This window comes from Micromonospora sp. IBHARD003, assembly GCF_056106285.1.
Genome location: NZ_JBWBBX010000001.1, coordinates 3,266,744 through 3,291,728, shown reverse-complemented (window position 1 = coordinate 3,291,728; position 24,985 = coordinate 3,266,744). Strand labels below are relative to the sequence as shown.

Genomic DNA, 24,985 nt, shown 5'->3' with positions numbered 1-24,985 from the left:
CCGGGTCAGGCCGGACGGTGCCTACTTGACCGCGCCCGCCATCACCCCGGACACGAACTGCCGCTGGAACGCGAAGAACACGACGAGCGGAATCACCATCGAGACGAACGCCCCGGGTGCCAGGACGTCGATGTTGTTGCCGAACTGCCGGACCTGCTGCTGCAGGGCGACCGTGATCGGAGGGGACTCGGAGTCGGCGAAGATCAGCGCGACCAGCATGTCGTTCCACACCCACAGGAACTGGAAGATGCCGAGCGAGGCGATCGCCGGACCGCCCAGCGGCAGCACGACCCGGGTGAACAGCCGGATCTCGCCCGCCCCGTCGAGCCGGGCCGCCTCCAGCAGCTCCCGCGGGATCTCGGCGAAGAAGTTCCGGAGCAGGAAGATCGCGAAGGGGAGGCCGAAGGCGACGTGGAAGACCACGACCCCGACCGTCGTCTCGAAGATCCCGATCTCGCCGAACAGCTTCGACACCGGGATCAGCGCGACCTGGACCGGGACGACGAGCAGGCCGACGACGGCCAGGAACCACCAGTCGCGCCCTGGGAAGTCCATCCAGGCGAAGGCGTATCCGGCGAGCGAGCCGATCACCACGACCAGCACGGTCGACGGGACGGTGATCAGGATCGTGGAGAGCAGAGAGCCGGTGATGGTGTCGTTCTGCAGCAGCCTGGAGTAGTTCTCCGCGGTGAGCTGCGCGGGCTGGGTGAAGATCTCCCACCAGCCGCTCGCACTGATGTCCGCGGGTGAACGCAGCGAGGAGAGCAGCAGCCCGATGGTCGGCATCAGCCAGAACAGTCCGACGAGGACGAGGAAGACCCGCAGGGCGCCACCACCGGTGCGGGCGGCGATCCGTGAGGCGAGCGACGGCCTCGCCTTCCCGACGCGGGTGCTTTCGGCCGCGCCGTCGACGACGCCGTCGTCGTGCGTCGGGGTCATCGGCGCGTCTCCCTTCGCATCCTGCGGATGTTGAACAGCATCACCGGGATCACGAGCAGCAGCAGGAGCACGGCGATGGCGCTGCCCACGCCCAGATCGGCGTCGGTGCCGAAGGACGACCGGTAGAGCTGGAGGGCCAGCACGTTAGCGTCGTCCTGCGACGAGCCGGGCGCGATGATGTAGACCAGGTCGAAGATCTTCAGGACGTTGATCATCAACGTGACCAGGACCACGGCGAGGACCGGTGCCAGCAGCGGCACGGTCACCTTCCGGAAGACCTGCCACTCATTGGCGCCGTCCACCCGGGCGGCCTCGAGCAGCTCGCGCGGTACGGCGGCGAGTCCCGCGGCGATCAGCACCATCGCGAAGCCCGCCCACATCCAGATGTACGAGCCGATGATGGCCGGGGTCACCAGCGACGGGCCGAGCCAGTCGACCCCGTTGTACGGCTCACGGAAGTTGCTCTCGGTCAGCCGCAGCCGGGCGCCGTCCGCCTGCGCGGGGAGCGTGAACGTACCGTCGGCGCCCGCCGTGGCCGTGGCGACGACCTTGCCGTCCTTCACCGCCTCGACCTTGATGCCCTTGAGGCCGAGCTCCGTGGGGTCGATGGTGTTGGGCTTGCCGCCCCCGCCCCGGGTGAAGTCCAGCCAGGCCGTGCCGGTGATCTTGCCGGGCTCCGGCACGGGCGGCCGCGCGGGCTCGGCGTCGTCCGGCATCTTCGCGGGTGCCACCCCGACCAGCGGCAGTTGCACCGCACGGCCCGCCGAAACCGTGCCCTTGGTGATGAAGGCGCCGCCGCCCGCCGCTTCGAGCGGATGGACGGGGAGCGGGTGGGCGTGCGGAAAACCGGCCGACTCGGCGAAGGTGTCGTGCACCCCGACCCAGACCGCGTTCGCGACGCCGCGGTCCGGATCCTGCTCGTACACCAGCCGGAAGATGATGCCCGCGGCCAGCATCGAGATCGCCATGGGCATGAAAACGACGAGGGTGAACGCCGTGCCCCAGCGGACCCGCTCGGTGAGTACGGCGAAGATCAGACCGAGTGCGGTGGCGGCCGCCGGGGCGACGACGACCCAGATCGCGTTGTTCTTGACGGCGGTGAGGATGGTGTCGTCGGTGAAGATCTCGACGTAGTTGCCGAGCCCGGCGAAGCCGCTGCCGGACTTGTCGAAGAACGAGCGGTAGACCGAATACCCGATCGGATAGACCACGAGCGCACCCAGCAGGACGAGCGCGGGCAGCAGAAAACCCGCGGCGACCAGTCCCCGGGTGCCGGTCACCTTCCTGCGTTCCTTGGGTCCTCCGCGCTCTGCCGGCCCCTTGCTCTGCGGCGGTCCTCCGCGTTCCGCCGGCCCCTTGCGTTCTGGCACGGTCATGACGGCGTCAGCTCTTGTAGGCCTTGGCGGCGTCGGCCTCCAGCCGCGCCTGGGTGCCCGCGATGTCCTTGGGGTTCTTCAGGAAGTCCTGGAGGGCCTTCCACTCGCCCTTGCCGGGAGTGCCGCCGAACGACTGCGGCATCTGGTCCGACATGTCGAAGCGGAAGTCGTCACCCGCGGCGATCAGGGCCTTGGCGATCTCCCGCTGCACATCGTTCGGGTACGCGGCCATGTCCAGGGACTTGTTGGGGGAGAGGAAACCGCCGGCCGCGGCCCAGATCCTCGCGGCGTCGGGCGAGGCCAGGAAGGTCAGCAGCGCCTGGGCGCCCTTGGAGTCCTTGAGCGCGACGGCCGCGTCCCCGCCGGTCACCACCGGTGGCTCGGCACCGACCGCCGGGAACGGGAACACCTTGGCCTCCGTCCCGATCTTGGCTCCGGTCTCCGCGATGTTGATCGTGGCGAAGTCGCCCTCGAAGACCATCGCGGCCTTGGGCTGGTCGCCTCCGGTGAAGGTCTGGGTGACCGACTTGGGGAACTCCGTCTGCAGGGCCCCGTCCGCACCGCCCGCGATCAGGGACGGCTTGCCGAAGAGCTCGCCGAGCGTCGTCAGCGCCTGCTTGACGGAGGGGTCGGTCCACTTGATCTGGTGCTTCGCCAGCTGGTCGTACTTCTCGGGGCCCGCCTGGGACAGATAGACGTTCTCGAACCAGTCGGTGAGCGTCCAGCCGTCCGCGCCGCCGATCGACACCGGGGTGACGCCGGACGCGGAGATCGTCTCGGCTGTCGTCAGGAAGTCCTTCCAGGTCTTGGGCACGGAAGCGCCGGCGCTCTCGAAGACCGCGTTGTTGTACCAGATGAGTGACTTGTTGGCGGCCTTGAAGTACACGCCGTACGGGGTGCCGTCGACGGAGCCGAGGTCCTGCCAGCCCTTGGCGTAGTTCTTGGAGAGCTGGGCCTTGGCCTCGGGGCCGAGGGGCTTGGCCCACTTCTGGGCCACGGCCTGCTGGATCGCACCGACCTGCGGCAGCATCGCGACATCGGGCGGGCTGCCGCCGGCGATCTTCGTGCCGAGGAAGTTGACGATCGGATCCTGAGCGGGGACGAAGGTGACCGTGGCGCCCGTGCGCTTCTCGAACTCCTTGAGGACCTTGGTGAAGTTCTCCTGCTCGGGACCCGTCCAGACCGCCGCGACCTCGATCTTCTCGCCGTCCAGCCTGGGGAGCCGGACCGTGGACGCCGAAGTGCTGCCGCCGGTCTTCTCCGGTGCGCCACCGCTGTCGCCGTCACCGCAACCGGTGAGCGAGAGCATGCTCAGGACGACGAGCGCGACGGCGGCCCTGGAGACTCCGGAGGCCCGGGCGGACCTGGCGACGCCGTGCGTACGACCACGTGAGATTGTCCGAGTTGTGCGCATCACTGCCCCGTCTCTGCCGTGCGCTTCCGGAGGGCGCGGCCGGCCGTGACGCAGGCAGCACCGCTTCCGTCCCGTGTCGTCAGGTCTACGCCCGGTGCTGGAGGTAAGCAAGGGCGCCTTCGCTGTCAAGCCCACGATCGTGATGGGCTCGTGACGTGGAGTCAGATGGGCGCGTCCGTCCGGCGGGCCGGGGCCGCCCGTACCCATGTGTCCCACGGCGGGTCGGGCCCGTACCCAGGCGAAACGGTGACACCCGGGATGGGGCGGCCGTCACGCGACGGGCCGGCGGCGCCGCGATGGGCCCGGGACCACCACGGCCCGAGGCGTGCGGCGGCCCAGGGGACCGTCACAGCCCGAGGCGTGCGCCCTCAGGCGTGGGACGACGTGAGCCGGGGCGGCCGGACGGCATCGACCGAGCGGGCCGCCCGGTCGAGGGCACTGGCCAGCAGAGCCAGATCCGTGGGCCCGTTGCCCAGCTCGCGGACCGGGCGGCGGGTGGGCGGATCACCCATTCGCTCCCAGTCAAGCTCCACGACGGTGGGCCTCAGGGTCGCCGTCCGCGGGATGCGGCCCGTCACCCGGCCCGTCTGGAACGGTGTCACCCCACCGCCGGGGTGCAGGAGGCGGCCACGCCCTGGAGCCGGGTCCTCCGGTCCGGGAGACACCGCCGGGGCGTCGAGCTCCACCCGCAGCCGGGCGCCGCGCGCCGGCAGGGTGTCCGCCGTGCGCTCGGGCCGTGCGGACGTCACGACCAGGTGGACACCGAGCCGCTCACCGTCCCTGGCCACGGCCTCCAGCGCCCGGACGACGGAGCCGGCCGCCGGCCGGCCGGGGCTGCCGAGCGCGGGGGCGACCAGCGCGTCGTAGTCGTCGGCGAGCACGACGAGCCGGGGCAGCGGGGGCGGCCCGTCCACCGGCCCGTCCAACGGTCGGTTCGCGGGTCCGTTCACCTTCGTGCCGGCACCCGCACCGGTCTCCGCGCCCGTGTCGCCCCGGGGGTCCCGGTGCTCGGACGCGCTCGCCGGCCGGGGGCCGACCAGCCGCCCCGAGACCTCACGGCGCGCATGCCATTCGGCGAAGCTCCCGAGGTCGCCCAGCAGCTCGGCCCGTCGCTTCAGCTCCGCTCCGAGCGCCTGGGCGAAAGCTCGCATCCGGACCGGATCCGACGCGACCAGGTGTTCGGTGGCGTGAGGCAGGTCCGTACAGGCGGCGAGGCCCTCGCCCCGCTCACCGCCCGCGCCGTCCACGAGTAGCAGACCGAGCTGGTCGGGGCGCCCCGCGGCGGCCAGCGACGCGGCGAGCGCACGGAGCAGCTCCGTACGGCCGCTGCCGGGCGGACCCTCGATCAGCAGATGCGGGCCGTCGGCGGTGAGGTCGACCGACAGCGGACCGTGCGGCCCCGCGCCCAGCACCGCCGTGCCGGGCGAGGCGGACGACGCCCAGCGGGCCATCAGCGACGCGGGCGTGGCACGGGCCAGGCCCAGCTCGTCCAGGAGCCGCGCCGACTGCGGCAGCGGATACGCCACCGGCCGGCCGGGCGTCCGGTCCCCACCGGCCCCGAACCCCTCAGCGGCCCGCAGCGGTGCCAGCGCCCGGGCGAAACGCTCGGCCCAGGCCAGGGAGACCGCGTCCACGGCGCCGACCGTGCCATGGCCGGCGGGCTGCCCCGCAGCCGTGCGCATCAGCCGCAGAGCCGTGGCGACATCGCCGCTCAGCAGCGCGACCGCCCCGCACTCGCGGAAGGCGAGGGAAGCCGCGCACGCCTCCTCGTACGTCGCGGCGACGGGCGACAGCGGGGAGGCGGCGGGGGTCTCGGCGAGGCAGACGACATGGATACCCGCTGCCGTCCCCGCCCCCGCCAGTCGTGCGGTGGCCTCGCGCAGATCCGCGGAGCCCGGGTCGCCGTCCAGGAGCAGTACGGTCCGCGGCCCGGTGTGGCGGGCCGCCGCTTCCTCCACGGTGCGCCGGTCGGCACTCGGCCAGCCCGGGCCGAGCGGGCCCTCGTCCAGCCGCCGGGTGAGCTCGGCGGTCCGGGCCGTGGCCTGGTCGCGGTCGAACGCGACGAGGAGCCTGCAGTCCTGCCCGTGTGCGGGCCGCAGATGCGGCAGCCAGCCGAGCCAGCTCCAGTCCCGTCTGCGCTCTTCCGGCGACCTGGCGCGGTCCGCGCTGATCAGTACGATCTCCACCCCGGCCGGCGCGTGCAGCGCGGCGAGCTGGGCGAGAACGGAACGGGCGAGCCCGGTGAGCCGCGACCGGGGCCCGGCCAGCCCGAGCGAGCCCGCCTCGCGCAGACATACGGTGACCGGCACCGCCGGAGTGTCCGCGCGGTCCGCCGTTCCGAGCCGTACGACGAGTTCCTCGGGGTGCCCCGGAGTCCGCTCCCACAGCCGTGGTCCGGGCCCCAGCGCGGTGAGCAGCACGGCGGCCGGGTCGGGCCAGGTCTCCACGAGGGGGGTGGTGACGGCGGCCACGGGCTCCCCGAGGGCGATCGCGCCCCCGGGCGCCGTGTCGCCGCGCCCCCCGGTGAGCCTGCGCGCCCAGGCTCCTATGCCGCGCCTGCGCCCCGCGCCGTCACCGCGGCCCTTCTTCCCGTCGGCGCCGCCGTCTTCGCCCGTATCGTCCGCACCACCGTCCGCCGGCCCCCGCGCACCGGGAGGTGAGGCCCCGGTGCGGTGCGCGGTCTCGTGTGAAGCCCCGGCCTCGGCTGCGGGCCCCTCCATGACCGCCCAGCGGCCGCTGCCGTGGGTGGTGTCGCCGCTGGGCAGGTCCGGGCCCGCCGCCGACCTGTGCGAGCTGCCGTGCCCGGCCGGGTGCTCTGCGGCGCCCGGTGAGCCCGCGCCCGCGCCGCCGGGGACGCCGGGCGCCGCGCCGCGGATCTCGCCCCGGGCCTGACCGGGGATCGTCACCTCGTCCCTGACCCAGGACGGGCCCGGCCGCCGCCCGGGGGCCGTGTGTTCCCGTGCACGGCCGTACGGGCCCGAGTCATGGGTCCGCGCTGCGACGCCGTGAGGACCGCCGTGAGCAGGGGCGTCCGGGCTCACGGCAGCTGCCGCACCCGCCGTGTCCGCCGCACCGCCGGGCCGGCCCCCGCGCACCCGAAGATGTCCTTCGCCGTCCGGCGTGGTCGTCAGGGTCTCCGGCTCGGTCCGCGGGGCCAGCCGCAGAGTGGACTCACCGAGCCGCAGCAGCGCCCCCGGGGCGAGCCGGACCGGATCGGGGCCCACGGAAAAGCCGTCCAGGCTGGTCCCGTTCGTGGAGCCGAGGTCGGCGATCGTGACACGGCCGTCGTCCGCGACCGTCACCGAGCAGTGGAGCCGTGAGACGTCCGGGTCGTCGAGCGGGACGTCCGCCTCGGCCGCACGCCCGATCACTATCCGGCCGCCGTGCAGCAGATGGACGCCGCCCGCGTCCGGCCCGGCGACCACATGGAGCCGGGCCGGCACCTCGGCGTCGCCGTGCGGTTCGCCGTCGGCGGGGATCTGGAGGGCCAGCACGGCGCCGTCGACCAGCGGGGGCTCGCCCAGAGCGCACCGCTGGGGATCCAGCCGCCGCTCGCCCGCGTACAGCACCACCTGCCCGCCGGTCTCCGGCCCCGACACGGCGGCCGCCAGCCCGGAGGCGACCGCCGCCAGCGCCGTACCGGCGGGGGCGGTGACGAGCACGTCACAGGCACGTCTCACGGCGCCCGGCTCGGTCGCGGATGCGACAGCCGGCGCGGGTGCGGACGGTGCGGACTGGCCGCTGCGCGGCGCGAGGACGGTCAGCCGGATCTGCATCGCCGTCAGCGGTCCCTTCTGCGCGGGGTGCCCGGCAGGGGAGCGGCCCTGTGATTCCCCCCACCCGGCAGGTCGGCACGGCCGCGGGGCTCTCCCCACCCCACAACGGTGTGCTGGAGGCATCCTCGCACCTGCCGCTGACAACCTGCCCGCCACCCACCCCCAGGTGATCTTGATTGGCCGGCTCTGGGCGCAAAAATGCCTGGTTGGGATCGCCTCTGCCGCCCTGCGCACGTCCGTTCGGTGAACCATCCGGCAACCATCGGTCCGCGGGGCGCGTCTTACCGGTCCACCGGTCGTATCCGGTGAGCACGCCGTTGACCCGATCAGCGGCACTACAGTGGGTCGGACACGCGGCCGGGGTCCGAAAATGAACGGGGAACCCATTCCGGATCCAGCCGGACCCTGCCCAGCAGGACCAGTAGGACGAGTACGACGGGTACGGCCAGTGCGCGCGTGCGGACACGCACGGACGAGTGCGACCGTAGGGCGCGTACGACCAGAACCACGATCAGCAGGGAGCGCACGTGCGGCCGGTAGGCAGCAAGTACCTGCTCGAGGAACCGCTCGGACGCGGGGCCACGGGCACCGTCTGGCGGGCCCGCCAGCGGGAGACCGCCGGAGCCGAGGCGGCCGTTGCGGGCCAGCCGGGCGAGACCGTGGCGATCAAGGTCCTCAAAGAAGAGCTGGCGAACGACGCGGACGTCGTGATGCGCTTCCTGCGCGAGCGCTCCGTCCTGCTCCGCCTCACCCACCCGAACATCGTCCGCACCCGCGACCTGGTCGTCGAAGGCGATCTGCTCGCCCTGGTGATGGACCTGGTCGAGGGTCCCGACCTGCACCGCTATCTCCGGGACAACGGTCCGTTCACCCCCGTGGCGGCGTCCCTGCTCACCGCGCAGATCGCGGACGCGCTCGCCGCCAGCCACACCGACGGCGTCGTCCACCGCGACCTCAAGCCCGCGAACGTGCTCCTGGCCGAGCGCGGCGGCGAGATGCACCCGATGCTCACCGACTTCGGCATCGCGCGCCTCGCGGACTCCCCGGGCCTGACCCGTACGCACGAGTTCGTGGGCACGCCCGCCTATGTCGCACCGGAATCCGCCGAGGGGCGTCCGCAGACCTCGGCCGTCGACATCTACGGCGCCGGGATCCTGCTGTACGAGCTGGTCACCGGCCGTCCGCCGTTCGCCGGCGGCACTGCCCTCGAAGTGCTGCAACGGCACCTCAGCGAGGAGCCGCGCCGCCCCTCCACCGTTCCCGGTCCGCTGTGGACGGTCATAGAGCGCTGTCTGCGCAAGGAGCCGGGCGAGCGGCCGAGTGCCGAGAACCTCGCCCGCGGGCTGCGTACCGTGGCCGCCGGCATCGGCGTGCACTCCACACCCGCGCAGATCGAGGCCGCGGAGGGAGTCGGGGTGCTGCTCGCGCCCGATCCCGACCCTGCGGCCGTCCCGCAGACGCCCGGCGCCGCCGATCCCACCCAGGTGCTGCCCAGCAACGCGTCGCGGTACGACCCGGGGGCGGCCACCAGCGTGCTGCCGCACACCGGAACGCCCGGCGGCGACGCCGACCCGACCGCGGTCATGCCGCCCGTACCCCAGGGGTCACGGCCGGAAGACCCGCACCCCTGGCAGTCCCAGCTGCAGGCGGCGCGGGACCGCAACGAGCAGACCCAGGTCCAGTACCTGGACCCGGCCCAGGACCCGCTGCGCCGCCGTCCCCAGCGCCAGGCGCCGCAGCAGCCCCCTCAGCAGCCTCCGCGGCACCCCCACGCGCAGCCGCAGCGCGGTCAGCAGTACGCGCCCCAGCCGCAGCAGTACGCCCCCGCGCCGCCTCCGCAGCAGTACGCTCCCGCCCCGCAGCGGCAGCAGTACGCGCCGCCGCAGCCGCCGCCCCAGCAGCCTGCTCCGCGCCAGCCCAGGCAGCGCGGCGCCAACCCGATGCGGATCCCCGGGCTGGGCTGCCTCAAGGGCTGTCTGTTCACGCTGGTCCTGCTCTTCGTGGCGGGCTGGTTGATCTGGGAGCTCACTCCGCTCCAGGACTGGATCGGCCAGGGCAAGAGCTACTGGAGCGCCATCGGTGACGGGATCGACAAGGTGACCACCTTCTTCGACGAACTCGTCGCCTCGGACCCGAGCACGGGCAGCACCAGCGGTAACGGCAACTAGGTCCTGTCCTGTCCGGGCATCTGCGGCGTGAGCACCCGCGGCCGGTGCTCATGCTGTCGCTTTGTCGACTTCTGCGGGGGAAATAGCCCCGCAGAAGTGACGGTTGGCGCCATCCGGGGCACCGAACCCCCCGACACCCGCGTAGTTTGTGGGCAACGCCAGCCGCTGAGGGAGCAGTTTTGGCACGGAATATCGGCAGCCGGTACACCGCCCACCAGATCCTTGGCCGGGGCAGCGCCGGCACGGTGTGGCTCGGCGAGGGGCCCGAAGGTCCCGTCGCCATCAAGCTGTTGCGCGAGGACCTCGCGTCCGACGAGGAGCTCGTCGGACGCTTCGTCCAGGAGCGCACGGCCCTGCTCGGTCTCGACCACCCCCGTGTCGTCGGCGTCCGCGACCTGGTCGTGGACGGCAACGACCTCGCCCTGGTGATGGAGCTCGTACGGGGCACCGACCTGCGCACCCGTCTGGACCGGGAGCGACGACTCGCACCCGCGGCGGCGGTCGCGATCGCCGCCGACGTCGCCGAAGGGCTCGCCGCGGCCCACGCCGCCGGGGTCGTCCACCGCGACGTCAAGCCGGAGAACATCCTGCTCGACATGGAGGGCCCGCTCGGCCCCGGCGGCGCCCACCCGGCCCTGCTCACCGACTTCGGCGTGGCCAAGCTGATCGACACCCCCCGTCGCACCAGGGCCACCCGGATCATCGGCACGCCCGACTATCTGGCACCGGAGATCGTCGAGGGTCTGCCGCCCCGCGCGGCCGTCGACATCTACGCCCTCGCCACCGTCCTCTACGAGCTGCTCGCGGGCTTCACCCCCTTCGGCGGCGGCCACCCGGGAGCGGTCCTTCGCCGTCACGTCACCGAGACCGTGGTGCCCCTGCCCGGCATCCCCGACGAGCTGTGGCAGCTGATCGTCCAGTGCCTGGCCAAGGCACCCGCGTCCCGGCTGCGCGCCTCCGAGCTCGCCGCACGGCTGCACGACCTGCAGCCGCTGCTCACGGGCATGCCCCCGCTCGACGTGGACGAGCCGGACGCGGAACCGTCGCCCGACGCCCACGAGGACCCGGGCTACGCCACCTTCCCCAGCGCGCCCCGGAGGGCCGCCGTCCCGCTGGTCCCCGGCTCCGCCACCGACTCCAACCGGGACACCCACACCTCCATGCGCGTCCCCGGACCGGACGAGCTCGCGGGCGGCGCCAGGGGCACGGCCCGCGCGCCCCGCACACCGGGCCAGCGCCGACCCGGCTCCGCCCGCCACAAGGCGGAAGCGGTCCGCAGGCGCCGTATCACGTTCGGTGTCGCGGGACTGGCGCTGGCGGCCGCGATCGGCGTCGGCGGCTGGCTGGCGGCGGGCGGCGACGACGAGGGCGCCCCGCCCCAGGACTCCAGGCAGTCCGCCCCGTCACAGCCGTAGATGCTTCGCCACGGCCGTGGCAGCGTCGCCGCAGCGGTGGACGACGCCCCGAGGGGCTGTCGGACGCGGTCCGGGGAGCTCCGGTATGCGGACGGGCGGGACGATACGCCCCGCCCAGCCGTTACGCTGGACCCGTGGCAGTCGTCGATGTATCCGAAGAGCTGAAGTCCCTCTCGTCGACCATGGGGTCGATCGAGGCCGTTCTGGACCTCGATCAGATGAGGGCAGACATCGCCGTGCTCGAGGAGCAGGCGGCGGCGCCGTCCCTGTGGGACGACCCCGCGGCGGCGCAGAAGATCACCAGCAAGCTCTCGCACCTGCAGGCCGAGGTCCGCAAAGCGGAGGCCCTGCGCGGGCGGATCGACGACCTCGAAGTGCTCTTCGAGCTCGCCGAGGCCGAGGACGACGCGGACACCCGGGCCGAGGCCGAGGCCGAGCTGGGGGTCGTCCGCAAGGCGCTGGACGAGATGGAGGTCCGCACCCTCCTGTCCGGTGAGTACGACGAGCGTGAGGCGCTGGTCAACATCCGCGCCGAGGCCGGCGGCGTCGACGCCGCCGACTTCGCGGAGCAGCTCCAGCGCATGTACCTGCGCTGGGCGGAGCGGCACAACTACGGCACCGAGGTCTACGAGACGTCTTACGCGGAGGAGGCCGGCATCAAGTCGACCACCTTCGTGGTCAAGGCGCCGTACGCCTACGGCACGCTCTCGGTCGAGCAGGGCACCCACCGACTGGTCCGTATCTCCCCGTTCGACAACCAGGGACGTCGCCAGACCTCCTTCGCGGGCGTCGAGATCCTCCCCGTCGTCGAGCAGTCCGACCACGTCGAGATCGACGAGTCCGAGCTGCGCGTGGACGTCTACCGCGCGTCCGGCCCCGGCGGCCAGGGAGTCAACACCACGGACTCGGCGGTCCGTATCACGCACATCCCGACCGGCATCGTGGTCTCCTGCCAGAACGAGCGCTCCCAGATCCAGAACAAGGCGAGCGCGATGAACGTCCTGCAGGCGAAGCTCCTCGAGCGCCGCCGCCAGGAGGAGCAGGCCAAGATGGACGCCCTCAAGGGCGACGGCGGCAACTCCTGGGGCAATCAGATGCGTTCCTACGTCCTCCACCCCTACCAGATGGTCAAGGACCTGCGTACGGAGTTCGAGGTGGGCAACCCGCAGTCGGTGCTCGACGGCGAGATCGACGGCTTCCTCGAGGCGGGCATCCGCTGGCGCAAGCAGCAGGAGAAGTAGCCGCATCCGGCTGACCGAGCGAACGGCGCCGGGCCCTCGACAGGGCCCGGCGCCGTTTTCGCGTCTTCAGGGGACCCGTTTCTCATGCATACGGCCCGCCCGGTGACCGGTATACGGGCGTAGAGCGAGCACGGGCGCGCTCCGGTGTTCGCTGGCGCAAGCGGATCGGGAGGTATTGGCTCGCTTTGTCGACAAGGGAACCAGAGCCTGCGGGGCGGCAGTTACCGGTTTACGTCACAGTTGCAGGCTCGTACCTTGGTCAACTCCCCTTAATCCGGGCATCGCACGCGCAACGACCTTGACGTGTTCGTGAAAACTGGGAAGGCTGACGCGCGGCATGCGTGTTTCTGGGGCGCGTGTGCGGGGAACGCGAAGGCGGGCCCCGGTGTCCGATGCCCCTGGCGCTGCATTACAAACGAACAGCTACTGGGGGTAGCGCACAGATGACCAAGAAGACGCGGGTCCGAGTGGCACGGATAGCCGCCGGTGCGGTGATCGCGGCCGGCGCGTCCCTGACCGCCGCGGGCGCCGCTCAGGCCGTCGGTATCGGTGTGGACGCTGCAGGGATCAAGGCCGAGGCCGGGGTCTCCAAGGAAGGTGTCGAGGTCGGCCTCGGCATCGGCGGCGAAGACGAGGGCAACGAGAACGGCGGCGGCAACGGCGACCCCGGCGGCGTTGACGAGGGCGGCGAGAACGGCGACCCCAGCAACGGTGGCGCTGCGGCCGGTGACCCGACCAACGGTGGCGCTGCGGCCGGTGACCCGACCAACGGTGGCGCTGCGGCCGGTGACCCGACCAACGGTGGCGCTGCGGCCGGTGACCCCACCAACGGCGGTAACGGGAACAACGGCGGTAACGGCAACAATGCCGGCGGTAACGGCAACAGCGGCGGCAATGGCAACAACGCCGGCGGTAACGGCAACAACGCCGGCGGTAACGCCAACAGCGGCGGCAATGGCAACAACGCCGGCGGTAACGCCAACAGCGGCGGTAACGGCAACAACGCCGGTGGTAACGGAAACAGCGGCGGTGACCAGGGCGGCTCCGCCACCACTGGTGGTAACGGCAACGGCAACGATGGTGGCGCCGGCACCTGCACCGTCGACCTCGACGGTGCCGAGTGCGCCGACAACACGGACACCGACAACGCGGGCTCACGGCCGGTCGAGCAGGGCAAGGCCAAGGAGGAGCTGGCCGAGACCGGTGCCCCCGAGACCACGTTCCTGCTGGTCGGCGCCGCGACGATGATCGCCGGCGGTATCGGCTTCCGTATGCTGCCGCGCCTCGTCGGCGGCGGTCGCACCGCTGCCTGAGTGTCCACAGCGGAACGCGAGCGGACGTAACGACCCGTAGTGACGGGACGTAACCGCACGTAACAAGGGCCCGGACGCCGTAAGGCATCCGGGCCCTTGGTTTGTCTCCGGGGCCTCTGGGGCCTGTGGAGCCCCTGTGGGACCCCTTACGCGGTCTGGTGGGCCAGCAGCGCCACAGCGGCCACCAGGACCGCCAGAAGCGCGAGCAGAGCCGCCGGGCTCAGGCCTGCCAGCGGGCCGTCCTGCTGCAGCCGCTCACGGCTCGCACGGCAAACGGGGCAGCGGCCCTCGCTGACAGGTGCCGCGCAGTTCGCGCACACCAGTCGGTCGTAGGTCATGCGCTCTCCTCTCCCGCGCGGCGGAGTCGCCGGCCGAGCCGTTCTCCCGGGGTTTCCCGGCACTTCTCAGCGTTTCTCAGCGTTCTTCTCCGCACAACGTTCACGGAAACGCGTCCGTTCCCCCTCCCACTGTGCCAGCTCGCGCGCGTTTCGGCGCGCCCCGTCGGACGAGCGGGGTCCTCTTCCCGTTGCCATAACGGGACAAATGCCGCAACGCCGGGCGGCGACTGCACGGGCCTTCGCCATTCGCGTAAGGTCACGCACACCTACCCCCGGCCTACCGTGGTGCACCCGTGATCCGATTCGACAACGTCTCCAAGAGCTACCCCAAGCAGAACCGCCCCGCCCTGCGTGACGTCTCCCTCGAGATCGAGAAGGGGGAGTTCGTCTTCCTCGTGGGCTCGTCCGGTTCCGGCAAGTCGACTTTCCTGCGGCTCATCCTGCGCGAAGAGAGAACCAGTCACGGCCAGGTGCACGTCCTGGGCAAGGACCTCGCGCGCCTGTCGAACTGGAAGGTGCCGCACATGCGCCGCCAGCTCGGCACGGTCTTCCAGGACTTCCGCCTGCTGCCCAACAAGACCGTCGCGGAGAACGTGGCGTTCGCGCAGGAGGTCATCGGCAAGTCCCGCGGCGAGATCCGCAAGTCCGTGCCCCAGGTCCTCGACCTCGTCGGGCTCGGCGGCAAGGAAGACCGGATGCCCGGTGAACTCTCCGGCGGTGAGCAGCAGCGCGTCGCCATCGCCCGGGCCTTCGTCAACCGTCCCATGCTGCTGATCGCGGACGAGCCGACCGGCAACCTGGACCCGCAGACCTCCGTCGGCATCATGAAGCTGCTGGACCGGATCAACAGGACCGGCACCACAGTGGTGATGGCGACCCACGACCAGAACATCGTCGACCAGATGCGCAAGCGCGTCATCGAGCTCGAACAGGGCCGGCTCGTACGTGACCAGGCGCGCGGCGTCTACGGCTACCAGCACTGAAAGGCTGAACGACTCGCCATGCGCGCCCAGTTCGTACTGTCGGAGATCGGCGTCGGTCTCCGCCGCAATCTCACGATGACCTTCGCGGTCATCGTCTCCGTCGCCCTGTCGCTCGCGCTCTTCGGTGGTGCGCTGCTCATGCGTGAGCAGGTCAGCACCATGAAGGACTTCTGGTACGACAAGGTCAACGTCTCCATCTTCCTCTGCAACAAGAACGACGCGGAGAGTGACGAGAAGTGCTCCAAGGGCGCGGTGACCGCCGAGCAGAAGGAGCAGATCGAGGCCGACCTCAAGAAGATGGACGTCGTCGAGACCATCCACCGGGAGTCGGCCGACGACGCGTACAAGCACTATCGGGAGCAGTACGGCGACACCCCGATCGCCGCGACGATCACCCCGGACCAGATGCAGGAGTCCTTCCGGGTCAAGCTGAAGGACCCGGAGAAGTACCAGGTGGTGGCCACCGCCTTCGCCGGACGGGACGGCGTTCAGTCGGTCCAGGACCAGCGCAACATCCTGCAGAACCTGTTCGACCTGATGAACGGCATGAACATCGCCGCACTGTTCGTCATGGGACTGATGCTGATCATTGCGCTGATGCTGATCGTCAACACGGTGCGTGTCTCGGCGTTCAGCCGTCGGCGTGAGACCGGGATCATGCGGCTCGTGGGTGCGTCCAGCTTCTACATCCAGATGCCGTTCATCATGGAAGCGGCCTTCGCGGGGCTGCTCGGTGGCCTGGTCGCTTGTGCGCTGCTGCTGGTCGGCCGGTACTTCCTGATCGACAACGGCCTGGCGCTCTCCGAGAAGATGCAACTGGTCAACTTCATCGGCTGGGACGCCGTGATCACCAAGCTCCCACTGGTGCTCGCGATCGGTCTGCTGATGCCCGCTCTTGCCGCTTTCATCGCATTGCGCAAGTACCTCAAGGTGTGACAAGCGCCCCCGGCGCCGTACGGTCAACCACCGTACGGCGCCGTTCGCTTGTCCTAGAGTGGGCGCCATGTTGGGCCCTGATTCCTCCTCGATGCCCCGTGGGCTACGCCGCGGGGCGGCCCTGACCTTGGTGTTCGCAGGGGTCCTCGCCACCGCGTCGGCCACGGACCTGCTGCCCCGGGGAGAGGTGAAGACGGCCCCGCTGCCCGTCGCCCGCGCCGCCGCCGCCACGGTCGACCGCGACGAGGTGGCCCGCGCCGCCGCCGAGGCCATGGCGGACGGCAAGTCCGGGGCGGAGGCGGCCGAGGAGGTCGTCAGCCGCAGCGGCGACCGCTGGGGTGCGGTGTACGACAAGATCGAGTACGAGGAGTTCGCGCAGGCCCTGGACGGTGCGTACACGGGCGTCGGGCTCTGGGCCAGACGCGGCCCCGACGGCCGGGTCGAAGTGGCCCGGGTGCAGCGCGGCGGCCCGGCCGAACGGTCCGGGATCCGGACCGGCGACCAGCTGCGCACCATCGACGGAGCATCGATAGACGGCCGTCCCGTCAGCGAGGTCGTCGCCCTGCTGCGCGGCGACGGCAAGGGAGCGGCGGCCGGCTCGGCCGTCGTCCTCGGTCTCCAGCGCGGCGAGCGTCTGTGGAGCGAGACCTTGCGCAGGGCCCGACTGGCCACCCAGGCGGTCACGGTCCACAAGCTCGACGGCAATACCGTGATGATCAAGGTGGCGGCCTTCACCAGGGGCTCGGGCGAGCGGGTGCGCGAAGCTGTCAGACGGGCCCCGGCCCATGCCGGTGTGTTGCTCGACCTACGGGGCAACGGCGGCGGTCTGGTGGCCGAGGCCGTCACGGCCGCCTCGGCCTTCCTGGACGGCGGACTGGTCGCCACGTACGACGTGCACGGAGAGCAGAAGGCGATGTACGCCCGTCCCGGCGGTGACACGGACAGACCCGTCGTCGCTCTGGTCGACGGAGGGACGATGAGCGCCGCCGAGCTGGTCGCGGGAGCCCTCCAGGACCGTGGCCGGGCGATCACGGTGGGTACGCGCACCTTCGGGAAGGGCTCGGTGCAGATGCCGGAGACGCTGCCGGACGGCTCGGTCGCCGAGCTCACCGTCGGCCACTACCGCACCCCCGCCGGACGCGATCTCGACGGCAAGGGGATCACCCCGGACCTCACCGACGCCGGAGACGGCGCACTTCGGCGGGCCCGCACGGTATTGAGTGGCCTCGGTACCGGCTCGTAGTGCGAAAATGACCGCACTATGGCAAAGGAAAAAGGGCGCAAGCTGATCGCGCAGAACAAGAAGGCGCGGCACGACTACCACATCCTCGATACCTACGAGTGCGGTCTCGTGCTGATGGGTACCGAGGTGAAGTCGCTGCGCCAGGGGCGGGCCTCGCTGGCGGACGGGTTCATCCAGATCGACGGCCACGAGGCGTGGCTGCACAACGTCCATGTGCCGGAGTACAGCCAGGGAACCTGGACCAACCACAGCGCCCGGCGCAAGCGGAAGCTGCTGATGCACCGGGCCGAGATCGACAAGCTGGAGGCCAAGTCCCAGGAGACGGGTCACACCATCGTGCCCCTCGCCCTGTACTTCAAGGACGGGCGGGCCAAGGTCGAGATCGCGCTCGCCAAGGGCAAGAAGGAGTACGACAAGCGGCAGACCCTGCGGGAGAAGCAGGACCGCCGTGAGACTGACCGTGCGGTGTCGGCGGCGCGGCGCCGCCAGCGGGCCTGACCCGAGCGCACGGCCCGAGCCGTCACCGGCCCGGCTCCGCCCGTACGGCGGAATACGCTGGCACCCTCGTGCGTTGGTCACGTACGATGGCACCTGCCCTCCCCGCGGGGGCAGCTCTTGAAAAATGAACATGGGGATGATCGGTTTCGACAGCGGATGTCGAAGCAGGGGAAGCGTGTCGAGGAAGCGGCAATGATCTCGTAAACCACGCGCCGAAACCAATAATCGCCAACACCAAGCGCGATTCCTTCGCCCTCGCTGCCTAAGTAGCGACTTGCGAAGTGTCAGCCCGGGGCTGTTCCCGACCCGGATCCTGGCATCAGCTAGGGAACTCAACCTCTAGGCCCGGTCACGGGGTGTAGAGGGAAACCACACAGTGACTGAGCCCGTCGGAGACTTGTCCGCGTGATCTCCGGGGCTGAGAAAAGCGCAGCGGACTGCACACGGAGAAGCCCTGATTCCGCACCGTTGGACGCGGGTTCGATTCCCGCCATCTCCACCACCGAGGGAATCCGGGGGACACCCCCCGGCTCCCCGTGCCCCATGTGGGCGAAGGCCCGGCTGTCACAGCCGGGCCTTCGTCATGTGCGCCAGCGCCAGAGCCAGGCCCGCCGCGGCGAGCGGTACGGCGTAGCCGTACGCGGCACTCGCGTGCTCCACCGCCCAGCCGCCCGCCGCCGAGCCCACCGCGATACCGCCGAGCAGCGCGGTCACGGCGATGGTCATGCCCTCGTTCAACCGGCCCGCGGGGGTGAGGCGCTGGACCACTCCCATCCCCGTCACCATCGTGGGAGCGGTCGCCATGCCCGCGACCAGCAGGGCACCGGCCACGGCGAGCAGCGAGCCCGTCACGGCCGCCGCGAGCAGCGGCAGAGCCATCAACACGGTCATCGCGGCCAGACACATCCGCAGTCCCGCGCCGCGCCGGGCCCTGCCGTACGCGAGCCCGGCGACGCACGAGCCCGCGGCCTGGAGGGCCAGCACCGGACCGGCCGCCGGGCCGTCCGCGAACGCGATCGTCACGACCTCCATGGACCCGAACACCGCACCCGTCGCGAGGAAGACCACCAGCAGCGGGGCCATCCCGGCGATCCCCAGGGGCGATCCGCCCGACGCGCGTGGCGCCGGCGGCGGTTCGGTGGACCGCTGCGCCGCGAACAGCAGGACGCCCGTGAGCAGCAGCAGCGCCCCGGCAAGTGTGCCGGCCTCGGGGAAGAGGGCCGAGCAGAGCAGGGCCGCGAGCACCGTGCCGAGCATGAAGCACAGCTCGTCGGCCGCCTGCTCGAAGGAGTTGGCGGTGTGCAGGGCCGCCGCGTCGCCCTTCAGCAGATGGGCCCAGCGGGCCCGGGACATCCCGCCCGTGTTGGGCACCGTGGCGGTCGCCGCGTACGAGGCGAAGAGCGTCCAGGCCGGAGCCTCGTACCGTACGCACAGCACCAGGGCGAGGTCTCCGAGCACCGCGAGCACGGTGGCGGGTACGGCGATCTTCGCCTGCCCGTGGCGGTCGATCAGTCTGGCCGTCCAGGGCGCCACCACGGCGGTCGCCGCGAGACCGGTCGCGATGACCGCCCCGGCGAGCGCGTAGGAGCCGCGGGCCCCCGCGATCATGATCACGGCGCTCACGCTGAACATCCCCATGGGGAGGCGGGCGATGAGATTGCCCACGGTGAAGGCGCGTGCTCCGGGGATCCGGAAGAGACGGGCGTACGGTCCGGTCGGGCGGTCAGCGGCCGGCTCCTGGAAGGGCGGTGCCAGTACCAGCGTTCCTCCTGTCGTGGCCATCCGAGGGCCGGTCGTGTGCGGTGCGGGCGTGTGCGGTGCGGTCGTGTGTGACGTGGTCGTCCGGGGCATGGATCAAGCTTCGCCGTGAGGGAGAACGACGGTCCAACACCTGTGCGGAGCGCATTGACGCACCCCTGTTGTAAATTCGGCGGCATGAACCAGGACGTCGAGCCCCGGCTGCTGCGCGCCTTCGAGGCCGTCGCGGCCGAGCTGCACTTCACCCGTGCCGCCGCCCGGCTGTTCGTCGCCCAGCAGGCACTCAGCCGGGACATCCGGCGACTGGAGCGCGAGTTGGGCGTCGAGCTCTTCGTGCGGACCACGCGGCAGGTGACGCTCACGGCCGACGGGGAGCGGCTGCTGCCGTACGCACGCCGGGTGCTGGCCGCCCATGACGACATGGCCGCAGCCTTCGCGGACCGGGACCGGCCGCTGCTCGTGGATCTCAACAGCGAGGGCATGGTCTCGGGGCGGGTGCTGGATCGCGCCCGTGAACTCGCACCCGGCAGCGAGCTGATGGCCCGTTTCGAGAGCGGTCTGACGGGTGCGGCCGGGGAGATCGTCGCCGGCCGGCTCGATGTGTCGTTCGGCCGGTTCGCCGGGCTCGATCCATCCATACGCTCACATCTCGAACATCAGCTCGTGCGGTTCGAGCCGATGGCCGTCCTCCTGCCCGCCGACCATCCGCTGGCGCGATGCCACCGGGTGGAGCTCGACGCACTCGCCGGCGAGCGGATCTACGCCGGAGCGGGCAACCCGAAGACGCTGGAGTGGACCGACCTGGCGCGACGGCTGTTCGAGGGTCGTGGGATCGAGATCGCCCCGCCCGCACCGGTGGCTCTGGGGAAGGCCGAGTTTCGCCGGATCATGGCCAAATACCGTAGCCCCGTACTCGCGGTTACCGAGTTCCCGCCGATGCCGGACACCGTGCTGCGACCCCTCGTCTCACCCATACCTCTGTCGCCTCTTTCGCTGGTCTGGCGGCGTGGGCTGCGGCATCCGGGGCTGGATGCCCTCCGGGTCGCGGCCACCCGGCTCGCCCGCGAGGAAAAATGGCTGAAAATGTCTCCCGGCTCCTGGGTCTCGGACACGGACCGGTCACTTATGCCGGACAACAACTGATACAGCGACCCAACCGTGGGCGGTGTGCGCTACATTCATGGTCCGGGTGCCATGGGAAAGCAGGTGCTTGGACACGGTGGGGGCCGTGTCGGGTGACTGAAATCCGGCCATTCATACGCGCACCCGTTACGTTCAGTGGGGGATGTGCGTTCTGCAGTGGAAAATTGGCGAGAAGATGCCCGTTTCGGGCATACGCATGAGCCCAACGAGGTCACGGTCCAGCTCGACGGACTGGGACGGCAGCTCGCGGAACTGCGGGACGACACCACGGCGCAGACGGCACAGGACGCCTCGGACGGACCGGTGTTCGTCGACGCGAGCGGCCGGCGCAGCAAGAAGCTCCGACGCCTCGGCTGGGTCCTGGCGATCGCCTGCGCCTGCTACGCCATCACCCTCGTCGTCGCCCTCATCGGCGGCAACTCCAGGGCCCCCTGGCTGCTGATACCCGGCCCCGCGGACGAGAAGAACACCGGCACCGTGCAGGAGCCGGCCGCCCCCACCGGCCCGGCGGCAAACCCGGCCGTCCCCGGAAGCAAATCCGGTGCCCCCGCGCCCACCGACTCCACCGGCGCGTTCCTTCCCCAGCAGCCCGCCGGCGCGAACGGCGGCTCCCGCGCCAGCGGTCGGCCCAGCGGCCCCGCCGCCTCCCGGGCGAACCCCGGTCCCGGGGACGCCGGCACCGGTGCCGGCACGGACACCGAGGGCGGCGGCAAGCCCGCCCCGGGCCCCAGCGGCTCGGCCACCCCGGGCGGCGAACCCGGCGGGGAGGAGCCCCCGCCGGAGAGCCCGGGGCCGACCGACACCGCGACAGCACCCACGGAAGAACCGCCCACCGATCCAGTGGCGGGCGAAGGCGGCCGGCAGGCCCTGGAAGGCGCGGAGTAGATGACCACCCCCAGCAGGCGGGCCCGGCGACAGCGCACGGCCGTCAGACGCAGGCTGCCCATGCGCTACCTGCTGCCTTCCCTGTTCCTCGTGGCGCTGCTCGCGATGCTGATGCTGCGCGGCTACGTCCACAGCGAGATCCTCGCCGACCACCGCGTACGGCCCCCGGACTCGAGCGACCGCGTCCCGGCGAGCGTCCTCAAGGGCGGCCCGGTCATCGACGCGCGCGCCGGCATCCAGCCCAAGGCCATGAGGGTCCCCGACAAGAAGCTGGTGCTGACCTTCGACGACGGCCCCGATCCCGCCTGGACGCCGAAGGTCCTCGACAAGCTGCGGCAGTACGACGCGCACGCGGTCTTCTTCGTGACCGGCACCATGACCTCCCGCTACCCCGAGCTGGTCGAGCGGATCGTCGCGGAGGGCCATGAGATCGGGCTGCACACCTTCAACCACCCCGACCTGTCCTTCCAGTCGAAGAGCCGCATCGACTGGGAGCTCACCCAGAACCAGCTGGCGCTCGCCGGCGCCGCGGGCATCCGGACCTCGCTTTTCCGGCCGCCGTACTCGTCGTTCTCGGACGCCCAGGACAACTTCTCCTGGAAGGTGACCGAGTACGTCGGCAGCCAGGGCTACATCACCGCGCTCAACGACACGGACAGCGAGGACTGGAAGCGCCCCGGCGTCGACGCGATCATCGAGCGCGCCACGCCCAAGGGCACCAAGGGCTCCATCGTGCTGATGCACGATTCCGGTGGTGACCGCTCCCAGACCGTCGCCGCGCTGGACCGCTTCCTGCCCCAGATGCAGAAGCGGGGCTACGCGTTCACCAATCTCACCGAGGCACTCGGCGCACCGAGCGCCCACACCAAGGTCACGGGACCCGAGCTGTGGAAGGGCAAGGCCTGGGTGGGGGCCGTCGCCGTCTCGGAGAGCACCACCAGCGCCCTGACCGTCGGCCTCGCCGTGATCGGCGTGCTCGTCTTCGTCCGCTTCGGGATGATGCTGCTGCTCTCCTTCGGACACGCCCGCAAGGTGCGCCGCCGCCGCTTCCGCTGGGGTCCGGCCGTCACCGAGCCGGTGACGGTGCTCGTTCCCGCGTACAACGAGAAGGAGTGCATCGAGAACACGGTGCGCTCGCTCATGGCCAGCGACCACCCCATCGAGGTCATCGTCATCGACGACGGCTCGAGCGACGGCACCGCCGACATCGTCGACGCGATGTGGCTGCCGAACGTCCGGGTCGTGCGCCAGGCCAACGCCGGCAAGCCCGAGGCCCTCAACAACGGCATACGCAACGCCCGCCACGACATCATCGTGATGATGGACGGCGACACGGTCTTCGAGCCCACCACCGTCCGTGAGCTGGTCCAGCCGTTCGGCGACCCGAACGTCGGCGCCGTCGCGGGCAACGCCAAGGTCGGCAACCGCGAGTCCCTCATCGGCGCCTGGCAGCACATCGAATACGTGATGGGCTTCAACCTGGACCGGCGGATGTACGACATGCTGCGCTGCATGCCCACCATCCCCGGTGCGGTCGGTGCCTTCCGGCGCGAGGCGCTGCAGCGGGTCGGCGGCATGAGCGAGGACACCCTCGCCGAGGACACCGACATCACGATGGCGCTGCACCGTGACGGCTGGAAGGTCGTCTACGCCGAGCGGGCGCGCGCCTGGACCGAGGCACCGGAATCCGTGCAGCAGCTGTGGTCCCAGCGATACCGCTGGTCCTACGGCACCATGCAGGCCATCTGGAAGCACCGCAGGGCCGTGGTCGAGAGCGGTCCGTCCGGCCGCTTCGGCCGCGTCGGTCTGCCGCTGGTCTCCCTCTTCATGGTGCTGTTCCCGCTGCTCGCTCCGCTCATCGACGTGTTCCTGCTCTACGGACTGGTCTTCGGCCCCACCGGGAAGACCGTCGTCGCCTGGCTCGGCGTCCTCGCCATCCAGGCCGCGTGCGCCGCGTACGCGTTCCGGCTCGACAACGAACGCATGGTGCATCTGATCGCGCTGCCCCTCCAGCAGCTGCTCTACCGGCAGCTCATGTACGTGGTGCTGCTGCAGTCCTGGATCACCGCTCTCACCGGCGGCCGGCTCCGCTGGCAGAAGCTCCGCCGCACGGGAGTGGTGGAGGCGCCCGGCTCGATACCGAGCCAGCGCCAGCGCAATGACGACCGGAGGCCCGTCGCGTGACCACCCAGCCCCTCGACCTCGGCGGCCTTCCCCAGGGAGAGACCCGGCACCGGGCCGCCGGGGAAGCACCGGCACCGGCGGCGAAGCGGCCCGGCCGGGACCGCTATCTCGACCTGCTGCGCGCCGTCGCGCTGGTCCGCGTCGTCGTCTACCACATCTTCGGCTGGGCCTGGCTGACGATCGCCTTCCCGTCCATGGGCGTGATGTTCGCGCTGGCCGGTTCGCTGATGGCGCGCTCGCTCTCGCGGCCCGCGTGGGAGGTGATCCGGGGCCGTGTGCGGCGACTGCTGCCGCCGATGTGGGCGTTCTCCGCGTTCGTCCTGCCGCTGATCTTCTACTTCGGCTGGAAGCCGGTGAAGGAAGAGGGCGTCTGGTGGTTCGTCAAGCTCGCCTGGTACGTCGTCCCGGTCGGCGCACCACCGTTCCCCTGGTTCAGCGGTGACCAGGCCGGCCTGCTCGAGGAGACCTGGGCCGTCCAGGCCGCAGGACCGCTCTGGTACATCCGCGCCTATCTGTGGTTCGTGATCGCCTCCCCGCTGCTGCTGTGGGCCTTCCGCAGGGCACCCTGGGCCACCCTGCTCGCGCCGCTCGGACTGACCGCCGTCGTCGGCTCGGGGCTGTTCACGATCCCCGGGGAGACCGGCAACGCGATCACCGACTTCGCCTGCTACGGCTCCTGCTGGGTGCTCGGCTTCGCCCACCAGGAGGGCATGTTCGAGAAGGTCCCGCGCTATCTGGCGGTGTCCGCCTCCGCGCTCGTCATGGCCTTCGGGCTGTGGTGGGCCTCGGGACACCTCGGGGAGGACGGCTGGGACCTCAACGACATCCCGCTCGCCCAGGCGACCTGGTCGTTCGGCTTCTGCGTGATCCTGCTGACGTACTCGCCGTCCTGGCAGGAACTGCCCGGGAAACTGGCCCGCTTCGACCGCCTGGTCACCCTCGCCAACAACCGTGCCGTGACGATCTACCTCTGGCACAACATGCTGATCATGGCGACGATCCCGGTCATCGACCTCCTGTGGGAGATCCCGTTCGTCGACGGGCACCTCGGCGGCTACGTCGAAGCGGTGTACCCCGTGCTGATGCTGCTCGCCGTCTGGCCGCTGATCGCCCTGGTGATCGTCTCCGTGGGCTGGCTGGAGGACGTGGCCGCCAAGCGCAGGCCCCGGCTGTGGCCGAACGGAGCCTCGCGCAGGAAGCGACGCCGCTCCCAGCAGGCATGAACGCGCGCCAGCAGGCATGAACGCGTGACGGAAGAGGGCCGGTTCACCCCGTGGTACGGGGTGAACCGGCCCTCTTCGTGTCCGGCATCCCGGGCTCTTCCCGGAGCTCCGCGGACTCAGGACCTTGCGATCCGGGGGCCTCTCGCGGCTCC

The 24,985-nt window shown here is 71.1% G+C and carries 18 protein-coding genes and 1 other RNA gene; 13 read left to right on the top strand and 6 right to left on the bottom strand.

Annotation, left to right across the window (positions count from 1 at the left end; genetic code table 11):
- Positions 1-21: 21 nt before the first annotated feature.
- The 4 genes from ACTWOL_RS14640 to ACTWOL_RS14625 form a co-directional block, all read right to left on the bottom strand.
- Complete coding sequence (locus tag ACTWOL_RS14640; protein WP_474297132.1) at positions 22-939, bottom strand: carbohydrate ABC transporter permease; 918 nt, start codon at positions 937-939, stop codon at positions 22-24.
- The gene (locus ACTWOL_RS14635; RefSeq protein WP_474297131.1) at positions 936-2,219 is read right to left on the bottom strand and encodes a carbohydrate ABC transporter permease; all 1,284 of its coding nucleotides are present in this window, start codon (positions 2,217-2,219) and stop codon (positions 936-938) included. Before ACTWOL_RS14635 ends, ACTWOL_RS14640 begins: the two co-directional genes overlap by 4 nt.
- 103 nt (positions 2,220-2,322) lie before the next feature.
- Positions 2,323-3,624 carry an ABC transporter substrate-binding protein gene (locus tag ACTWOL_RS14630; protein ID WP_474297130.1) on the bottom strand — a complete coding sequence of 434 codons (1,302 nt, stop codon included), beginning with the start codon at positions 3,622-3,624 and terminating at the stop codon, positions 2,323-2,325.
- Positions 3,625-4,097: 473 nt separating this feature from the next.
- On the bottom strand, positions 4,098-7,505 hold the full coding sequence (locus tag ACTWOL_RS14625) for an FHA domain-containing protein (protein WP_474297129.1): 3,408 nt from the start codon (positions 7,503-7,505) through the stop codon (positions 4,098-4,100).
- A 527-nt stretch (positions 7,506-8,032) separates the two neighbouring features.
- Here ACTWOL_RS14625 and ACTWOL_RS14620 point away from each other — a divergent pair.
- The 4 genes from ACTWOL_RS14620 (at position 8,033) to ACTWOL_RS14605 (ending at position 13,642) form a co-directional block, all read left to right on the top strand.
- The gene (locus ACTWOL_RS14620) at positions 8,033-9,673 is read left to right on the top strand and encodes a serine/threonine-protein kinase (protein WP_474297128.1); all 1,641 of its coding nucleotides are present in this window, start codon (positions 8,033-8,035) and stop codon (positions 9,671-9,673) included.
- A gap of 179 nt (positions 9,674-9,852) precedes the next feature.
- A complete protein-coding gene (locus tag ACTWOL_RS14615) occupies positions 9,853-11,088 on the top strand; it encodes a serine/threonine-protein kinase (protein WP_474297127.1) in 1,236 nt (411 codons plus the stop codon).
- Between the two features lie 134 nt (positions 11,089-11,222).
- The gene (prfB, locus tag ACTWOL_RS14610) at positions 11,223-12,329 is read left to right on the top strand and encodes a peptide chain release factor 2 (protein WP_474297126.1); all 1,107 of its coding nucleotides are present in this window, start codon (positions 11,223-11,225) and stop codon (positions 12,327-12,329) included.
- A 443-nt stretch (positions 12,330-12,772) separates the two neighbouring features.
- Entirely contained in the window at positions 12,773-13,642 is an 870-nt protein-coding gene (locus tag ACTWOL_RS14605) for a hypothetical protein (protein WP_474297125.1), read from the top strand.
- A 146-nt stretch (positions 13,643-13,788) separates the two neighbouring features.
- Here the strand turns inward: ACTWOL_RS14605 and ACTWOL_RS14600 are convergent, their stop codons facing one another.
- Positions 13,789-13,980: a hypothetical protein gene (locus ACTWOL_RS14600; RefSeq protein WP_474297124.1), complete on the bottom strand. Its 192-nt coding sequence runs from the start codon at positions 13,978-13,980 to the stop codon at positions 13,789-13,791.
- A gap of 293 nt (positions 13,981-14,273) precedes the next feature.
- Here ACTWOL_RS14600 and ftsE point away from each other — a divergent pair, with 293 nt between their 5' ends.
- The 5 genes from ftsE (at position 14,274) to ssrA (ending at position 18,142) form a co-directional block, all read left to right on the top strand.
- Entirely contained in the window at positions 14,274-14,963 is a 690-nt protein-coding gene (gene ftsE / locus ACTWOL_RS14595) for a cell division ATP-binding protein FtsE (RefSeq protein WP_474297123.1), read from the top strand.
- 18 nt (positions 14,964-14,981) lie between these two features.
- Positions 14,982-15,899 (top strand): permease-like cell division protein FtsX, encoded by a 918-nt coding sequence (gene ftsX, locus ACTWOL_RS14590; protein ID WP_474297122.1) that lies wholly within the window; start codon positions 14,982-14,984, stop codon positions 15,897-15,899.
- A gap of 67 nt (positions 15,900-15,966) precedes the next feature.
- Positions 15,967-17,142: a S41 family peptidase gene (locus ACTWOL_RS14585; RefSeq protein ID WP_474297121.1), complete on the top strand. Its 1,176-nt coding sequence runs from the start codon at positions 15,967-15,969 to the stop codon at positions 17,140-17,142.
- Positions 17,143-17,160: 18 nt separating this feature from the next.
- A complete protein-coding gene (gene smpB / locus ACTWOL_RS14580; protein ID WP_474297120.1) occupies positions 17,161-17,640 on the top strand; it encodes an SsrA-binding protein SmpB in 480 nt (159 codons plus the stop codon).
- Between the two features lie 132 nt (positions 17,641-17,772).
- Positions 17,773-18,142, top strand: a transfer-messenger RNA (tmRNA) gene (ssrA, locus tag ACTWOL_RS14575).
- A 62-nt stretch (positions 18,143-18,204) separates the two neighbouring features.
- Here ssrA and ACTWOL_RS14570 read toward each other — a convergent pair.
- The gene (locus ACTWOL_RS14570; protein WP_474297119.1) at positions 18,205-19,422 is read right to left on the bottom strand and encodes an MFS transporter; all 1,218 of its coding nucleotides are present in this window, start codon (positions 19,420-19,422) and stop codon (positions 18,205-18,207) included.
- Between the two features lie 153 nt (positions 19,423-19,575).
- Between ACTWOL_RS14570 and ACTWOL_RS14565 the strand changes: the two genes are divergently transcribed.
- The 4 genes from ACTWOL_RS14565 (at position 19,576) to ACTWOL_RS14550 (ending at position 24,833) form a co-directional block, all read left to right on the top strand.
- Positions 19,576-20,541: a LysR family transcriptional regulator gene (locus ACTWOL_RS14565; RefSeq protein ID WP_474297118.1), complete on the top strand. Its 966-nt coding sequence runs from the start codon at positions 19,576-19,578 to the stop codon at positions 20,539-20,541.
- Between the two features lie 156 nt (positions 20,542-20,697).
- Entirely contained in the window at positions 20,698-21,426 is a 729-nt protein-coding gene (locus ACTWOL_RS14560; RefSeq protein WP_474297117.1) for a hypothetical protein, read from the top strand.
- The gene (locus ACTWOL_RS14555; RefSeq protein WP_474297116.1) at positions 21,427-23,610 is read left to right on the top strand and encodes a bifunctional polysaccharide deacetylase/glycosyltransferase family 2 protein; all 2,184 of its coding nucleotides are present in this window, start codon (positions 21,427-21,429) and stop codon (positions 23,608-23,610) included. It begins immediately after the preceding gene.
- Positions 23,607-24,833 carry an acyltransferase family protein gene (locus ACTWOL_RS14550; protein WP_474297115.1) on the top strand — a complete coding sequence of 409 codons (1,227 nt, stop codon included), beginning with the start codon at positions 23,607-23,609 and terminating at the stop codon, positions 24,831-24,833. Before ACTWOL_RS14555 ends, ACTWOL_RS14550 begins: the two co-directional genes overlap by 4 nt.
- The last annotated feature ends 152 nt before the right edge of the window (positions 24,834-24,985 follow it).

Excerpts from the sequence above, each read along its gene's own strand:
- ACTWOL_RS14640 (WP_474297132.1), bottom strand. The coding sequence starts at position 939 with ATGACCCCGACGCACGACGACGGCGTCGTCGACGGCGCGGCCGAAAGC.
- ACTWOL_RS14630 (WP_474297130.1), bottom strand. The coding sequence starts at position 3,624 with ATGCTCTCGCTCACCGGTTGCGGTGACGGCGACAGCGGTGGCGCACCG.
- ACTWOL_RS14625 (WP_474297129.1), bottom strand. The coding sequence starts at position 7,505 with ATGCAGATCCGGCTGACCGTCCTCGCGCCGCGCAGCGGCCAGTCCGCA.
- ACTWOL_RS14605 (WP_474297125.1), top strand. The coding sequence starts at position 12,773 with ATGACCAAGAAGACGCGGGTCCGAGTGGCACGGATAGCCGCCGGTGCG.
- ACTWOL_RS14600 (WP_474297124.1), bottom strand. The coding sequence starts at position 13,980 with ATGACCTACGACCGACTGGTGTGCGCGAACTGCGCGGCACCTGTCAGC.
- ftsX (WP_474297122.1), top strand. The coding sequence starts at position 14,982 with ATGCGCGCCCAGTTCGTACTGTCGGAGATCGGCGTCGGTCTCCGCCGC.
- ACTWOL_RS14585 (WP_474297121.1), top strand. The coding sequence starts at position 15,967 with ATGTTGGGCCCTGATTCCTCCTCGATGCCCCGTGGGCTACGCCGCGGG.
- smpB (WP_474297120.1), top strand. The coding sequence starts at position 17,161 with ATGGCAAAGGAAAAAGGGCGCAAGCTGATCGCGCAGAACAAGAAGGCG.
- ACTWOL_RS14570 (WP_474297119.1), bottom strand. The coding sequence starts at position 19,422 with ATGGCCACGACAGGAGGAACGCTGGTACTGGCACCGCCCTTCCAGGAG.
- ACTWOL_RS14565 (WP_474297118.1), top strand. The coding sequence starts at position 19,576 with ATGAACCAGGACGTCGAGCCCCGGCTGCTGCGCGCCTTCGAGGCCGTC.
- ACTWOL_RS14555 (WP_474297116.1), top strand. The coding sequence starts at position 21,427 with ATGACCACCCCCAGCAGGCGGGCCCGGCGACAGCGCACGGCCGTCAGA.